This is a genomic window from Thermogemmatispora sp., from assembly GCF_019683635.1.
Lineage (GTDB): Bacteria > Chloroflexota > Ktedonobacteria > Ktedonobacterales > Ktedonobacteraceae > Thermogemmatispora.
This window is the reverse complement of sequence record NZ_JADGIA010000128.1, coordinates 1-14,647: the sequence shown is the minus strand read 5'-3', so window position 1 is coordinate 14,647 and position 14,647 is coordinate 1. Positions and strand designations below refer to the sequence as shown.

At 58.8% G+C, this 14,647-nt stretch carries 12 protein-coding genes; 6 read left to right on the top strand and 6 right to left on the bottom strand.

Going from position 1 to position 14,647, the window contains the following annotated elements:
• On the top strand, positions 1-1,360 hold a 1,360-nt coding region (locus IRZ31_RS14230), incomplete at its 5' end, for a thioredoxin domain-containing protein (protein WP_297154751.1).
• Between the two features lie 186 nt (positions 1,361-1,546).
• Here the strand turns inward: IRZ31_RS14230 and IRZ31_RS14225 are convergent.
• The gene (locus tag IRZ31_RS14225; protein WP_297154749.1) at positions 1,547-2,266 is read right to left on the bottom strand and encodes a universal stress protein; all 720 of its coding nucleotides are present in this window, start codon (positions 2,264-2,266) and stop codon (positions 1,547-1,549) included.
• A gap of 1,080 nt (positions 2,267-3,346) precedes the next feature.
• On the opposite strand from IRZ31_RS14225, the gene IRZ31_RS14220 reads away from it, so the two are divergent.
• Both IRZ31_RS14220 and IRZ31_RS14215 read left to right on the top strand, forming a co-directional pair.
• A complete protein-coding gene (locus tag IRZ31_RS14220; RefSeq protein ID WP_297154747.1) occupies positions 3,347-4,051 on the top strand; it encodes a hypothetical protein in 705 nt (234 codons plus the stop codon).
• A gap of 247 nt (positions 4,052-4,298) precedes the next feature.
• Positions 4,299-5,078, top strand: coding sequence for a hypothetical protein (locus IRZ31_RS14215; protein WP_297154745.1), 780 nt, complete (start codon positions 4,299-4,301; stop codon positions 5,076-5,078).
• 297 nt (positions 5,079-5,375) lie between these two features.
• Here IRZ31_RS14215 and IRZ31_RS14210 read toward each other — a convergent pair whose 3' ends face one another.
• Positions 5,376-5,954 (bottom strand): nitroreductase, encoded by a 579-nt coding sequence (locus tag IRZ31_RS14210; protein ID WP_297154743.1) that lies wholly within the window; start codon positions 5,952-5,954, stop codon positions 5,376-5,378.
• Positions 5,955-6,230: 276 nt separating this feature from the next.
• Here IRZ31_RS14210 and IRZ31_RS14205 point away from each other — a divergent pair, with 276 nt between their 5' ends.
• Positions 6,231-7,142 (top strand): LLM class flavin-dependent oxidoreductase, encoded by a 912-nt coding sequence (locus IRZ31_RS14205; protein ID WP_297154741.1) that lies wholly within the window; start codon positions 6,231-6,233, stop codon positions 7,140-7,142.
• A 115-nt stretch (positions 7,143-7,257) separates the two neighbouring features.
• Positions 7,258-8,163 (top strand): LLM class flavin-dependent oxidoreductase, encoded by a 906-nt coding sequence (locus tag IRZ31_RS14200; RefSeq protein WP_297154739.1) that lies wholly within the window; start codon positions 7,258-7,260, stop codon positions 8,161-8,163.
• A 147-nt stretch (positions 8,164-8,310) separates the two neighbouring features.
• Here the strand turns inward: IRZ31_RS14200 and IRZ31_RS14195 are convergent, their stop codons facing one another.
• From IRZ31_RS14195 to argG, 3 genes are read right to left on the bottom strand one after another with little or no spacing between them, the layout of a single operon-like run.
• Entirely contained in the window at positions 8,311-9,609 is a 1,299-nt protein-coding gene (locus tag IRZ31_RS14195; protein WP_297154737.1) for an argininosuccinate synthase, read from the bottom strand.
• Between the two features lie 4 nt (positions 9,610-9,613).
• A complete protein-coding gene (argH, locus tag IRZ31_RS14190) occupies positions 9,614-11,071 on the bottom strand; it encodes an argininosuccinate lyase (RefSeq protein ID WP_297154735.1) in 1,458 nt (485 codons plus the stop codon).
• Positions 11,072-11,074: 3 nt separating this feature from the next.
• Entirely contained in the window at positions 11,075-12,370 is a 1,296-nt protein-coding gene (gene argG / locus IRZ31_RS14185) for an argininosuccinate synthase (protein ID WP_297154733.1), read from the bottom strand.
• Positions 12,371-13,629: 1,259 nt separating this feature from the next.
• Here argG and IRZ31_RS14180 point away from each other — a divergent pair.
• Positions 13,630-13,980 (top strand): SdpI family protein, encoded by a 351-nt coding sequence (locus IRZ31_RS14180; protein ID WP_297154731.1) that lies wholly within the window; start codon positions 13,630-13,632, stop codon positions 13,978-13,980.
• 127 nt (positions 13,981-14,107) lie between these two features.
• Here the strand turns inward: IRZ31_RS14180 and IRZ31_RS14175 are convergent.
• Positions 14,108-14,647, bottom strand: a 540-nt coding sequence (locus IRZ31_RS14175) for a DUF1648 domain-containing protein (RefSeq protein WP_297154727.1), incomplete at its 5' end; no start/stop codon positions are given.

The following is a 14,647-nucleotide window of genomic DNA, read 5'->3' as shown; positions in this document are numbered from 1 at the left end:
CATGGCCTGTGGTGGCATCTACGACCAGCTTGGCGGCGGCTTTCATCGCTACTCGGTTGACGCCCGCTGGCTGGTTCCCCATTTCGAAAAGATGCTCTACGACAACGCCCTGCTCAGCCGCCTCTACCTGCATGCCTACCTGGTCACGGGCAACCCCTTCTACCGACGCATTGCCGAAGAGACCCTTGACTACGTTGTGCGCGAGATGACGGCCCCAGAAGGGGGCTTCTACTCAACCCAGGACGCGGACAGCGAAGGGGAAGAAGGCAAGTTCTATCTCTGGCAGGCCGAGGAGATTGCCCGCCTGCTGCCTGGCGAGGAAGGGGAGCTGTTCATGGCCTGGTATGGCGTAACCCCGCGCGGCAACTTTGAAGGCAAGAATATTCTCCACGTGCCCGAGCCTGATCCCCAGCGGGTGGCTGAGCGTCTGGGGGTCAGTCGAGAGCGCCTGGAGCAGGCTCTGGAGAAGGGCCGCGCGCTGCTCTTGGCGGCCCGGGAGCAGCGCGTCAAGCCGGGACGCGATGAGAAGATCCTGACGGCCTGGAATGGGCTGATGCTGCGCAGCTTCGCCGAGGCCGCGCGCTATCTCGGGCGCGGCGATTACCTGCGCGTAGCCGAGCGCAACGCCGACTTTCTGCTAACGACGCTGCGCAAAGATGGGCGCCTACAGCGTACCTGGAAGGATGGGCGGGCCCATCTGGCTGGCTATCTGGAGGACTACGCCTTTCTGGCGGATGGCCTGCTGGCTCTCTACGAAGCCAGCTTCGAGCTGCGCTGGTTCAGTGAAGCGCGCAGCCTGATGGAGGAAGCCCTGCGCCTCTTTGCCGATAACGAGAACGGCGGCTTCTTCGACACCGGCAGCGATCAGGAGGCGCTGATCAGCCGGCCCAAAGAGATTATGGACAATGCCACGCCGGCGGGCAACAGTGTCGCCGCCGAGGTTCTGCTGCGTCTGGCGGCCTTCACCGGCGAGGAGCGCTATCGCCAGGTGGCCGAAAGCTATCTGCAAGCCCTGGCTGATATCATGACGCAGCATCCACACGCTTTCGGCCATCTGCTGGGAGCGCTTGACTTTGCCCTCTCGCCTGAGCGTGAGATCGCCATCATCGGCGACCCGCAGGCTGAAGAGACAACTGCTCTGCTGGCTGTGGTCAACCGTCGTTATCGACCCAACAGTGTCCTCGCCTGTGTGGCACCAGGTGCCACGCAGGCGCGTGCCGCCGCTCTCATCCCGCTCCTGGCGGAACGGCCCCAGCAGAATGGACGGGCAACAGCGTACGTCTGCCAGCATTTTGCCTGTCAGGCGCCGGTGACAACACCAGAGGCTCTGCAGGCCCAGCTCGACGGGTTGAGCCGCTAATGCCCTCCTGCCAAGGCTGAGCGCAGAAAAACAGGGCACTGTGGATCAGCGGCGAGGGAGCCGGTCCACAGTGCCCGGAGCGCCTGCTGATGCACCTTGTAGAGTAGAGTAGGGTCGCAGGAAGCTGGGCAGGCCCGGAGTAGGTCGAGGCCAGTACCGGAAGAGGCAGGTAGCGAGCTGCCAGGCTTAGTCATTGACATAGCGCAGTTGGCCTTGCACCTCGTGACGGCAGAGCCTGCCACTATTGACGAGATGTTCAAGCGCAAGCGTGGCCGCGGCAACCTCCTTCCTACCGGCCTTCTTCTTGTTGGCCGGCAGAAACATAGTGGCGACCTCCTGAGGAGTAAAAACAGCTAGAGCGCCAGTGTGCTCCTCCAGGTAAGCAGTCAGGGCCTTACGATACCAGGCGACCAGATCGCCTGGCCGGGTGATCGGCGGAGCCATCACGATCATCACCGGGCAGGGAGCAAGCGCTAAGACACGGCGGGAGATGCTACCGACGAGCAAGCGCCGCAGCTTGTGACGAAAACCCTCGCCGCGGCTTCCGACGACGATCAGGTCGACGCCCAGCTCACGCGCAGCCCTAACGATCTCTCCCGCTGGCTCACCGACGCGGATCATCATCTCGATACGTTCAGAGGAGATGGTATATTTTTGGAATTCCAGTCGGGCGCGCTTGAGCACCTCCTCGGCTTCGCGGCGCTGTTCGGCGGTGATCGGTAGGGGCTGGATCTGGCCAACATACATGCCAAGAGAGGGAGAAGCGGTATAGGGGATAGGAATGACCGTCAGGAGAATCACGTGAAAGGCGGGAGCCTGCTCAACCAGCTCTCTGACTTTCGTGATCGCCTGCCTGGTGGCCGGAGAGATTGCGGGATCGATACCAAGCAAGATATGCCTGTTCATGGCTACTGTACTCCCGAAGGTCACCCGAAGATGGCTATCCCATCTTCTGGGTTCGGTTTCTCACTCAGCGGGGATCAGTGGCCCGGACATCCAGCGTTGGGCTGGGCTCGTATTGTGGTACTGTGTACTGCCTATCTCACCAGAGAAATTCTCTATCCGAGGACATGGGGCGGAGAGCGCCTGGCACCGCGGTTGGCTCGTCAGCTCGTTACTGACTGATTCGCCTGCCTGCTGTTCTGCTGCCTGCCTGATGTGATAACACATACCCTCATCCTCTCTCCTTCGCGCGGCGCTCGCATCCCCTCCACCTTAGCCGGTAGTCCCTCTTCTTTTCCTTGCTTGTTTGACTGCTTCCTGGCTCCTCCCGGTGACCAGCTTTCTGACCGGGTGAGACGCTTTTGTCGCTAGCTGTTTGTGTGGCAGGAGACCACTGTAGAAGAAATCAACGCTTGTTGAACGCCGTCATTGCCTGATCACTCATTGCTCAGCCATGTCCGTGCGCGCCGTACCTGACCTGTGTGGAAAGTGGCAGACAGACAGACAGTCGACTAAGAAGACAGCGCCTGCTGCGGTTCCTTCCTCGTCGGCGCTACTCGCATGTCTCTGCTCTCACCCCGCCATTGAATTTGTGGAGTAGTTCACACTGAGCTGGTTAGCTGCGACATAGCCTGTCCTGAGAAGGGACCGTACACTCTCTATACGATAGTATAGCTGTTTTTTAAAGGAGCCACAAGAGCTTCAAACCGCTTCTATAGCAGAGTTCAGGCCCTTCAGGCAGCTGAATCCTGTCAAGGAGTGGTCTCCGCTATGAGCAATGTCGACAGACTGGGTCCAGGGGGAAGCCCGGTCGCCCAGCGCATCGTTCCAAAGCTGTCCTTGACGCCTGCCGAGCCGGGTGGGCGGCGGGAGAGCTGTCGTTATAAACACATAATCTGGACTTATACGAATGAAAAATTGGAGATCAGCCTGTCAATAGCGTCTACCTGAATATGGATGTCTTAGTGTCCTGCCAACGAGCAGAGGAACAAGACTATCTCCGTGTAAGCGAAGGCATTGAAGGAAGAAAGCAGGTTGAGAGCGATGGGCATGCAGACTGAACAATTCTCAAGTGTCCTGGAGCTGGCCCTGCCGACCGAGGTTGACGCCGGGGGAGCCGAAGCGATGAACGAGAGAGCAGCCGAGCAAAGGCACGAGGAAGAGCGCTATGGACTGGAGATCTTCCAGCGTGCCATTCTGGAAGGTGATCAACAGGCCTGGGCGCTGCTTCAAGACCAGTTCTCCGATCTTGTCCGCTGTTGGCTGCGCCGGCATCCTAAGCGAGAGATTGCCATGCGTCTGGATAGCGAAGAGAACTATGTTGCCCAGGCTTTTGAGCGGTTCTGGCAGGCGACAGCCTTCAAGCAAGACTTCCAGTTTACTTCCCTGGCGGCGGCCCTGAGCTATCTGCGGGCGAGCCTCAACGGGGCCATCATGGACACTTTGCGTATGTATGCCCGACCGCGCGAGGCTTCTCTCTCGGTGCCGGGCTACGAAGGAGCGCCAGTGAGCGAGGACAGAGATGACGGTGGCGAGCTTTGGGAGATACTCAAGAGTCTGCTGCCTCAACGGCGAGAGCAATATCTCGCCTATCTGCTCTTTCATTGCGGCCTGAAGCCACGTGAGGTTGTTCACTACTGCTCGCAGGAATTTCGCAGTATCCAGGAGGTTTATCGCTTAAGGCGTAATATTGTGGAACGTCTCGTTCGTCATGCTGATCAGCTACGTTGGCGGCTCAGCGTGCGTTAGCAGTCCTTCTGAGCGGTGGCCTGACCTGGCATAGCATACCTATGCATAGCAGGATGGGGTTTGTGACTCCGAGAGCAATGTGGTGCGGCAGAAGAGAAGGAAGCTGGAAAGAAGCTGAAGAACGCCGTGTGTAAAAAGCCGCACCTGAAACGTTGATTTAGCGAAAGGAGTATCCTCAGAAGGAGGAAGAACCAGCCTGCGTTTAGGCATCGTTCCATGCCGTGCTGCCAGGTGAAGGAAACAAACGATGGATTGCAAAGATCAGTTTGCCCCGGGAACTGAGGAGCTGGCTATGCTGGCCTTCGGCGATGAGGGCCTGGCCCCCGAGGTGGTGCGACACTTACACGCATGCATGATTTGCCAACGGCGCCTTATGCAGTTTCAGGCGCTCTATAGCCACTTACTGGCACAACTCTATCGTAGTCAATGCCCTGACGGTCTGTGTCTCAGCTTCTACTGCGCTGGCCTCCTCAGCGTAGAGGACCAGCGTCAGATTGCGGCTCACGTGCAAGAGTGCCCGCTCTGCGCCGAAGAAGTGGCTGTCACCAGGCGCTTCATGGCTGATCCGCTGGTACCCGCGGCGTCGGCGCCTTCTTGCCTCCGCCTGGCGACACCCCACACCAGGCGTCAGACTCGGCTTGTGTTGTATGATGGGGGCCCATCCGCGACATGGCCGCGGTACTACCACGGTGAAGAATTTGAACTGGCACTGCATATCTTGTCTTCAACCCCAGGGCATTACGTACTGTACGGTCTGCTCAGTTGCGCCAATTCTGCGCTGGATGGGTCGGCTTTCGCGGGTTGGCAAGCAGAGCTACAGCCGCTAAAGAAGCCGCAGAGGAAGCAAGTCGGGCGATCCGTGACCAGCGCTGATCTGCCTCGGCTGACAGCCGAGATCGACAGCCGGGGAAAGCTGACCTTTCCCGCCGTGTCTCCTGGACGCTATACGCTGCTCTTACACCTATGCGAGCAAGACCTGGTAATTGAGGAATTGCAGATCGATGGCTGCGGGATGAGCTGGAGCTAAGGCTCGCTGGACCGGCAAGGGTTGATGAACGCAAAGCAAAGGCGCCGGACGTGGGACAGACTAAGGGCGATCTGATCGCCAGGTAAGTGTGAGAGATCACTGGCCTGGGTGAGGCCGAGCCAGCGTCAGGTCGTCGGTCTCTTCCCCCCGGTCCCAACCGGCGCCTTCGAGTATGTAATATATGCTTTTTAGGATAAAAAGAACAAAATTCTGTCCGTGTCCTTTCTTTTAGAAAGCACAGTTATTTCCATATGATCTCTTGGCTGCTTATCTTCCCCTTGGGGCTGAAGCGTGCTCCTACTCCAGATCACCCTGCCAGCGTGTCTTGTTTCGATAATCGGTTGGAATCCGCGCTGGTGGCGAGAGGGCCGGATAGCCGACATAGAGAAAGGCCACAATCTCATCTTCGGGAGCCAGGCCGAGCCAGGCTTTGACCTGTGGGTCATAGGCCGCTTCGCCAGTGCGCCACATCGTGGCCAGGCCCTGCTCCTCGGCGGTCAGCAGCATATTCTGAACGGCGGCGGCCACCGCCTCGATATTTTCAATGGCACGTACCTCGGGACGCTGGGGAGCCTCGGCGGCTACCACGATAACCACTGGGGCACGCAAGGGCTTCTGACGCTCCTTCTCGATCAAAGCCCGAGTCTTTTCATCCTTGCCCTGACCCAGGCGTAGGGCCAGGGCCTGAGCCATTGCCTCTCCCAACTCCTGGCGGGCAGCGCCGCTAAAGATGATGAATTTCCAGGGTTCGACTCTATGGTGATTGGGGGCGTGTGTGGCCGCCTCCAGCATGCGCTCGATCTGGGCCCGCGTCGGACGGCGCTCACTCATCTTGCTGATGCTGCGCCGTCGGCGGATCGTTTCAAACACCAGCATTGTCGATGTTCACCCTTATAAAGTGCCGTGATGATGTTCCGTATACTATACCCCATGCAGCTCTGTTACTCAAGGAGGACTTTCGCTCTCAGGCGGCTTCACGGGCTATGGCGGCTGTCTTTCTCTGATTGCCTCTCTATCTGTTCGTATGATTCTCCGCCTGCCTGATAGTCGGCCTGAGAGATAGGCTATAGCTGTAGCCAGGGCTGCCTTGTCATGGTTCTGCCCGAGGGATACAATGGAGACAAACGGTCAGGACAAAGGCGAAAGCGAGCTATGATGACAGCAGTACACTTTGGCTGGGTTCTCAATGCCGGGCCGACACGCGGCATGGAGCCGAGTCGCTTTCTGGAAATCACGCGGGAGCAGATTGCTCTGGTGGGCGAACAGATTGACTCCCTGTGGTTCACCGATCATCTGCAGTTTGGCCATTCGCCCGTTCTAGAGGGTTGGACGGCGCTGACCTATCTTGCCGCGCTTTACCCGCAGTATCGCATTGGTCACATGGTCCTCTGTCAATCCTTTCGCAATCCGGCTCTGCTGGCCAAGATGGGTGCTACCTTGCAGTATCTCAGTGGGGGGCGTTTCCTGCTGGGGATCGGCGCCGGCTGGCATGAGGAAGAGTATCGCGCCTACAACTATCCTTTCCCCGAGCCACGGACCCGCATCGAGCAACTCGAAGAGGCCCTGCAGATTGTCAGAGCGCTCTGGAGCCAGGAGCAAGCGACCTTTGAGGGGCGCCATTATCGCGTCCACAGCGCCTATTGTGAGCCAAAACCGGAGCCAGTACCTCCCATCATCGTCGGTGGCCTTGGCCCGCGCCTGCTCCAGATCGTGGCCCGTTATGCTGATGGCTGGAATGCTGCCTGGGTCAAGCCCGAAGCCTATCGGGAGCGGCTAGCAACCTTCGAGCGTGCCTGTCAGCAACTCGGGCGCGACCCCAGCCGGATTGAGCGGAGCTGGTTCGGACGCTGCATCTGTGTTCCATCTCCACAAGAGGCGGCCAGACTGCAAGGCCGGGGGCTGCTGGGTACTCCGGACCAGATTGCGGAGCAGATCCAGGCCTACATCGACCTGGGCGTCACCTCCTTTATGCTGGGAAGCTGGGAGCTAGAGGATCTGCAAACCGTCGAACTGCTCGCGCGTCAGGTGTTACCACGCTTCCGTCCAGGTACCGGAACCGCCTGAGTGCCACCGTTGACAGCGGCCCTGTAATAGGACGCTGATTGTGCCCGTTGCGTTGAGCAATTGGCAAGCGAGCAAACAAACAAGTGAATGAATGAGTGTGTGAGGAGCGAGGTTTATGGAAGCGCCCAAGAGTGAGCGGCCCTCTATCCTCTTCGGGGCAAATGTCGATCCTACGGCGGATGATCCGCGCTGGCCCCTGGAACTCACGCGTGCTGTGGAGGAGGCCGGGTTTGACCTTATAGGCATTCAAGATCACCCTTACAACGCTGGCTTCCTCGACACCTGGACACTCATTGCCACTCTGGCGCAGGCCACGCAGCGTGTACGCTTCTTCCCCAACGTGGCCAATCTGCCGCTGCGTCCCCCGCTGATGCTGGCCAAAGCCGTGGCCACCCTTGACGTCCTCAGCGGCGGTCGTCTTGAGCTGGGATTGGGAGCTGGTGCCTTCGCCGACGGCATCGTCGCTATGGGGGGACCTCGGCGCAGCGCCGGCGAAGCAGTCGCGGCTTTGGAGGAAGCAGTGCAGCTCATACGCCGCTTCTGGAGCGGCGAGCGCAGCCTTCACTTTCAGGGGCGCTACTACAGCGCCCTGGGAACGCGCCCCGGTCCGCCTCCGGCCCATGCAATCGGCATCTGGCTTGGTGCTTATCGTCCGCGCATGCTGCGTCTGACCGGGCGTCTGGCCGATGGCTGGATTCCCAGTAGCACCTATGCCGCCCCCGAGCAACTGCCAGACATGCAGCGTCAGATCGACGAGGCTGCCCAGCAGGCAGGACGCTCGCCGCAAGCTATTCGGCGCATCTACAATATCATTGGCCAGATCACCGATAGTGGCCCTGGCTGGGAGCGTGGCACCTTCCGCGGCGGCGTCCAGGATTGGATTGCAGAGCTAACACGTCTGGCGCGCGAAGTGGGGCTGGATACCTTTATCTACTGGCCGCTTGAGGACCGTCTGCGTCAGGTCCAGCGCTTCGCCGCCGAGGTTATCCCTGGCGTACGGGCGGCCCTCAGTACTCCCTAGCGTGCTCGTCTCGCGGAGAGGTTGTGGCAGCCAGCCGGGGCAACGGGCCAGAAGCCAGCGCCGGAGAGAAAGAACCAGGGCAGGCGGCCAGCAATAGCTAAAGGGCATTGCTGGCCGCACCGGCTGGCTCTCTGCGTGAACTCAGCCCTATCCTTCTGAGGAAGAAGGAGCAGGCCCTTTCTCCAGAAGGTTGCCCTCCACCCCTTTCAGCAAGTTCCCCTCGATCCCGAGTGAGGGGAGAAGCTGGGCCTGGGCCTGGGTCTGCAGTGGGAGTCCCCACAGCTTAATAAAGCCCACAGCGGCGTTATGATCGAACTGATCGCCCGTATCGTAGGTCGCCAGGCTGTGGCTATAGAGCGAATGCTCGGACTGGCGTCCGACCACAGCAAACTGGCCCGGCGCCAACTTCACGCGCACCTTGCCGCTCACAAAGCGCTGCGTGCTCTGCACGTAGGCCGCCAGATCCTGATGCAGGGCGCTGTACCACTGCCCGTTGTAGATCAGGCGCGCATATTCAGCAGAAACCAACTCCTTGAAGCGCAGCTGGTCGCGGCTAAGGGTCAGGCTCTCCAGGGCCTTATGCGCTGCGTGCAGGACCACCGCGGCGGGAGCTTCGTAGATCTCGCGCGACTTAATGCCCACCAGACGATTCTCAACATGGTCGATGCGCCCGATCCCGTACTTGCCGGCCAAAGGATTGAGCGTCTCGATCAAGGTCACCCCATCGATCTCCTCGCCATTGAGGGCCACCGGGATGCCACGCTCAAAGGTCAACTCGATATAGGTTGGCTCGGGGATGGGCGGACCGCCCGGGCGCCCGAAGAGCCAGGGGCTGGTTGTCCAGGCGTAGACATCCTCTGGCGGCTCCTCCCAGGGATCTTCCAGGGTCCCGCACTCGATGCTGCGGCCCCAGAGATTCTGGTCGATCGAGTAGGGGCTGGCGTTCGTCACCGGAATGGGGATATTGTGCTCGGCGGCGTAAGCGATCTCGCTGTCGCGCGTCATGCTCCACTCACGCACGGGGGCGATAATCTTCAGATCGGGGGCTAATGTCGCGATCGAGACATCGAAACGCACCTGGTCGTTGCCCTTGCCAGTACAGCCGTGTGCCACGGCGACTGCGCCCTCGGCACGGGCTACCTCCACCAGCAGACGAGCAATTAAAGGACGGGCCAGAGCAGTTGCCAGCGGGTACTGGCCTTCATAAATAGCGCCGGCCTGCAGAGCGGGCCAGACAAAATAGCGCACAAAGTCGGCTCGTGCGTCCACCACGATCGCCTTCACGGCCCCAATCTGCTCCGCGCGGCGTGCAATACTTTGCAGATCGCGATCGTTGCCGACATCGATCGTCAGCGCGATCACATCCAGATCATATTTCTCCTTAATCCAGCGGATTGCCACAGAGGTATCCAGACCGCCGGAATAGGCGAGAACCGCAGTAGCCATCAGCTTAAGCCCTCCCATGCTCAGACTGAATCCCGTCCGACGCCGACGTGGGGCTGTTCTGGCCGCCCGGATCATCCTGCCCTGGGCCTATCAGGCGCCGGATCGCTGTTTCAAAGGTGGCAGCGCGTTCCTGCCAGATTGACCGTACGGCGGCCAGCCGCTGGGCCACTTGCTCCAGACCGAGGTTACCGGCTCCGCCCAGGTGATTGCGCTTCTGGAGACGCTCGACCAGCTGCTCACGGCTCTCCGTTGGCAGCGGCTCATGGCGATCAAGCTGAGCTGTTACCTCAGCACCCACAATCCGATAGGCGTCGCGAAACGGCAGGTTGGCGGTGCGCGTCAGCTCGTAGGCGCGATCGGTAGCGAAGAGTTCGAACGTACAGGCGGCGACCAGGCGGTCGACATTCACCTCCAACGATCCCACCACTAGTGTACAGATCTCCAGACACTCACGCACCACATCCAGCGCTTCCATAAAGGGGCGCTTGGTCTCCTGATAGTCCATATTGTAGCCAGAAGGAAGACCGCTGACAATGCCGAGAATCTGCTGCTGAAGAGCCAGCACCGTCTGCGTGCGAGCGCGGACCAGCTCCATCACGCCCAGATTACGCTTTTGTGGCATAATGCTGCTGCCTGTACATAGCTCCTGGGGCACATGGAAGAAGTTGTATTCCGCCGTCGTGAAAAGGAGGATATCTTGAGCCAGCTTGCTCAGGTCCAGCATGACCTGGGCCAGGGCCTGTACAATGGCTGCCTCTACCTTGCCGCGACTATTCTGCACATATACCACATTATTCTGCACACGGGCGAAGCCCAGCAGCTCAGCGGTATACTGGCGATCGATGGCAATCGGCACCCCGTAGCCGGCGGCGGAACCGAGCGGTGACTGATCGTTCAGGCTGTAGGCGGCGCTCAGCAGCTGCTCATCGTCGAGCAGGGCTTCAGCGAAGGCGCCGGCCCACAGCCCCACCGATGAGAGCATGGCCCGCTGCATATGGGTATAGCCGGGCATCGGCACATCGGTATGGGCGCTGGCGAAGCGCCAGAGCGTTTCCACCAGCGTCAGCAGGGAGCTGGCAAGCCCCTGTAGCTGCTCCTTAGCGTAGAGGCGCAGATCAACCAGCACCTGATCATTGCGCGAGCGCGCCATGTGAATCTTCTTGCCTGCGGCCCCGGCCACCTCAGCCAGATAATTCTCGACGCGCGTATGGACATCTTCATCGCTGGGCGTAATGGTAAACTGTCCCTTTTCGGCCAGCTGGAGGATGTCACACAGGGCCTCTTTCAAGGCCCTGTGCTCGTCCTCTGTCAGCACGCCGATCTTGGTGAGCATAGCCGCATGTGCCAGCGAACCCCAGACATCATGGCGCACCAGGCGGGTATCGAGAGCGCTATTCTGCGCTGCCTCGAAGCGCTCGACCTGCTCATTCACGCGGTACGTTTTCTGCCAAAGCTTGGGCATTGCTTAGACCTCTCCCACTGGGCTTAACCCCAGATTCTTGTTGCGGCGCGAGATCAGCTCATAAGGCAGACCGCGGATGTGGGCCACAGCCGCGCACTCCTTCTGATTGAAGCTGGCGCTCTTAATAGAGCGCACATCGGGGAAGAAGAGACCCCCCTCCGCCTTGCGCGCCACAATATCAGCGTTCCCCTTATAGAGCTGGAGCGTGTACTCGCCATTCACCACCTTTTGAGTCTCAGCGATAAAGGCGTCGATGGCCTGCTTCAGAGGATGGAACCATTCGCCGTGATAGACCATGCGCGCCCAGTAAGCGTCGAGAGGACGCTTCAGCTGAATCTCCTCCTTCGTCAGACAGAATTGCTCCAGATCGCGATGGACCTTCAGCAGAATAGTTGCCGCGGGAGCCTCATAGATCTCACGGGACTTGAGGCCCATGATGCCATCCTCGAAGATGTCGATCTTGCCGATCCCATTGGCCCCTCCGATCACATTCAACTGCTCGATCATCTCGTCGAGCGGCATCTCCTGGCCATCCAGGGCGACCGGCAGGCCGTTGCGCCAGGTCAGCTTGATTGTCGTTGGCTTATCGGGCGCCTTTTGAGGGGGAGTCAGCCACATCCAGATCGAATCGGGCAGCTCGGTATCCAGATCGATACCACCGCTGGCGATCGAACGGCACCACATTGTCTTGTCATCGCCGCCGACAATGATCTCCTCGATCGGAACGCCGTAGTGCTCCATCAGCAGCCCCTCCTCGCTGCGCGTCAGGTCGAAATCGCGCACTGGCACAAAGATCGCCAGGCCGGGAGCGAAGAGGCTAAAGACGTTATGCATGCGGTACTGGTCATTGCCTTTGCCGCTGGAACCCTCCATCAGGGCATCGCAGCCCAGCTCCAGAGCCTTCTGGGCCACCTTGGCGGCGATCAACTGGCGCGTCATCGAGGTCGAGACGGGATAGCCGTTGTAGTCCGAGTTGGCCTGGATGGCCTTTGTCAGCCACTGCTCGGTGAATTCCTTCCTGGCATCGATGGTAATCGGCTGAATACCCAGCTGAACCGCGCGTCGCACCGCCATCTCGATCTCCTCTTGCCCCTGACCAACATCAACGTTGATGGCATACAAGGCTCGCGCCTTGTACTTGAGCTGGGAGAGCTTGACGCAGAGCGACGAATCGAGGCCGCCGGAGTAAGCCAGGGCGATGCTCTTCCCCTGGGGCACCTCCACCGTCTCGATCTTCTGCAGGGCAATCGCGAGAGCACTCTGCTTGCTAGTCTGCTGTTCCTGATTGCTGGTTGTCATCGTGCCACACTCCTTCAAGGTCAAGGAAAACGTGTCGAGAAGGAGCGAGCAGGCATCAAAAAACCCTCGCCCCTTCCTGTCCTGGAAACCTGAAGGGACGAGAGTAGGCAAAGACGAGATGAGATTGAGGACTCGCTTGCACCTACACCCGTGGTGCCACCCTTATTGTCACCAGCCGCTGCCTAGCGCCGGAGAGAGGAGGGGAGGAGACCCGGCTCTCTCCTGTTGGATGCCGCTCACACCGCTGTGAGGAGCATGCACGGTGACCGCTCTTTACGGTTATTGCGCTGCGTGGGAACCACCCACCTGATCCTACTTGCCCGTGATGTGCTCCCGCTTTCCTCCCTATCCTGAGCCAGGATTCGCTCACTCTTAAGCACATCACGAACTTTCTTCGGCCAGCCGCTCACGAAGGCGTTCCAAAGGGCGTATCCTTCCGAACTCTCACCAATCATCGGATCGCTGTTGGCCGCTTCCTCTGTACTACGTTCGCTCAACGCGGGACAGCTATCAGCAAGCCCGTATTCGATTGTCGCTTGTGCGGCATGAACACCTGCCCCGGTGGAATGATGGCCTCTCTCGGCTGCTTGCCCGACTGTCTGGCGCATCTCATCTGCCAGGGGTGGTGCCGCGGTGTCTTCCTGCTGATGAAAAAGAGAGATACCTGCGAGCAATGGCCTGCCCTGCAGGCATATCTTTTGTCAGCATGGGTACGTAGATTGCGGCAAGAGAAGCGAACTGTTGCTAGATCGGCTCTGAGCAACAGGAACGAGGAATCTCGCAAGGGACAGCGCGGAGAGGGAGGTCGCTCATGCCAGAAAGCAAGCTCCTGGCAGCTTTCGGGGGCGCAGTGCTGGAGCGGTAATGCTCATCCAGAGCGAAGCTTGCAGCTCTACCAGCAAGACCCTCGCCCAGACGGCCCGCCAACTATGCGCTTCGCTGCCGTCATCCTCCACTGCCTCTCGTTGAGGCTTCCCCTGCTCTCGTTTTCGCTCTTGGTGCCGGCCTATATTCCCAGAGGCTAAACACTCTACTGAGATTAGTATACAGAGACTATCAGGATTGCGCAAGTTTCTAGCTTGAGTACCTATGACTGCTGTGCTACGTAGAGAGCCTTAAGAAAAAGATGGGAGAAAGTATGCAGAGAATCTTTCACCTTTTCCACCTTGTGGCTGCTGAAAGTGGGCTTTATACTCCTTTTAGATCTGGTTCTAAGACGTAGTTCTGATCGTAGCAGCGACGTGAGGAGCTAGTTGCCAATGAATGCACTGAATCTCTTAGCTGGCATTATCGATGTCGCGGGAGGCGTTTCCCTGATTGCCTTGAGCCTGCCATTGTTGCTCAGTAACACTCAGCGCAACGCGTTCTACGGCTTTCGCTTCAGACGAGCCTTTACCTCAGCTGAACAGTGGCGTGAAATCAATCGCTACGGAGCGAGATGGATGGTCCTCTGTTCCAGTCTGCTGGTGGTTATTGGGTTCATTGCTTTCTTTATTCCCTTTGGGGACAATACAACCCTGGCCTTCCTCTGGATCATCATCCCGGTGCTCTTTCTTTCAACTATACCCATCATCCAGGCGGGTATTCATGCGAGGCGCATAGCTGGATAAACAAATGATAGTCCGTTCTTTGACATGAGTGGAATGCTTCGCCGTGCGTTCCTCCAATCTTTCTCCGGCGTCGGGGACCCCAGGCTTTAGCTGTGAGATGGTTGGCTCTTATGCCATGCTTGGCAGTCTACCGTGCGCGCCTGGCCACTACGATATATGCAGCGGTTGAGAGCAGCATGCAGAGCACCAGACCGATGAAACCCAGCGCGCCGGGACCCGTCGCTTGTTTCGTCGCCACCTGTATCGTAAGCCATTCGGCATAGAGCAGTATCCAGATCAGCAAGAGTTTGAGCCAGTTGATCAGCCCTCGTGCTAAGCGATACTGCCGGGCTGCGTTCTCTTCGGTAATGGCCCAGGGATAATTGAAAAACTGTGGGATACGTGACAAGAGAGTCATTAAAATATAGGCAATAGATGAGAAAATGGGGTAGAAGAGAAGATCGGATTTGTTAGAATAGGCATCAGGTTGACCTGCGAGGTTGAAATGACCAGGGATGCGCGCCGGCAATATAGTCCAGGCATCCACTGCCAGATAAATGCTCAAGGCAATACTGGCCAGGGCAACGACCTCGATCCCTATTTCGAGAGGAGAAAGTGGTGAACGGACCACAGGACGCTGTTTTCGCGAGTACATAGGTTGCTCCGACGTTTTGAAACGCTCATCCTT

What these genes read in the sequence shown, in the direction of transcription:
- IRZ31_RS14215 (WP_297154745.1), top strand. Translation starts at nt 4,299, where the DNA reads ATGGATTGCAAAGATCAGTTTGCCCCGGGAACTGAGGAGCTGGCTATG.
- IRZ31_RS14220 (WP_297154747.1), top strand. Translation starts at nt 3,347, where the DNA reads ATGGGCATGCAGACTGAACAATTCTCAAGTGTCCTGGAGCTGGCCCTG.
- argH (WP_297154735.1), bottom strand. Translation starts at nt 11,071, where the DNA reads ATGCCCAAGCTTTGGCAGAAAACGTACCGCGTGAATGAGCAGGTCGAG.
- IRZ31_RS14205 (WP_297154741.1), top strand. Translation starts at nt 6,231, where the DNA reads ATGATGACAGCAGTACACTTTGGCTGGGTTCTCAATGCCGGGCCGACA.
- IRZ31_RS14195 (WP_297154737.1), bottom strand. Translation starts at nt 9,609, where the DNA reads ATGGCTACTGCGGTTCTCGCCTATTCCGGCGGTCTGGATACCTCTGTG.
- IRZ31_RS14210 (WP_297154743.1), bottom strand. Translation starts at nt 5,954, where the DNA reads ATGCTGGTGTTTGAAACGATCCGCCGACGGCGCAGCATCAGCAAGATG.
- IRZ31_RS14200 (WP_297154739.1), top strand. Translation starts at nt 7,258, where the DNA reads ATGGAAGCGCCCAAGAGTGAGCGGCCCTCTATCCTCTTCGGGGCAAAT.
- IRZ31_RS14225 (WP_297154749.1), bottom strand. Translation starts at nt 2,266, where the DNA reads ATGAACAGGCATATCTTGCTTGGTATCGATCCCGCAATCTCTCCGGCC.
- IRZ31_RS14180 (WP_297154731.1), top strand. Translation starts at nt 13,630, where the DNA reads ATGAATGCACTGAATCTCTTAGCTGGCATTATCGATGTCGCGGGAGGC.
- argG (WP_297154733.1), bottom strand. Translation starts at nt 12,370, where the DNA reads ATGACAACCAGCAATCAGGAACAGCAGACTAGCAAGCAGAGTGCTCTC.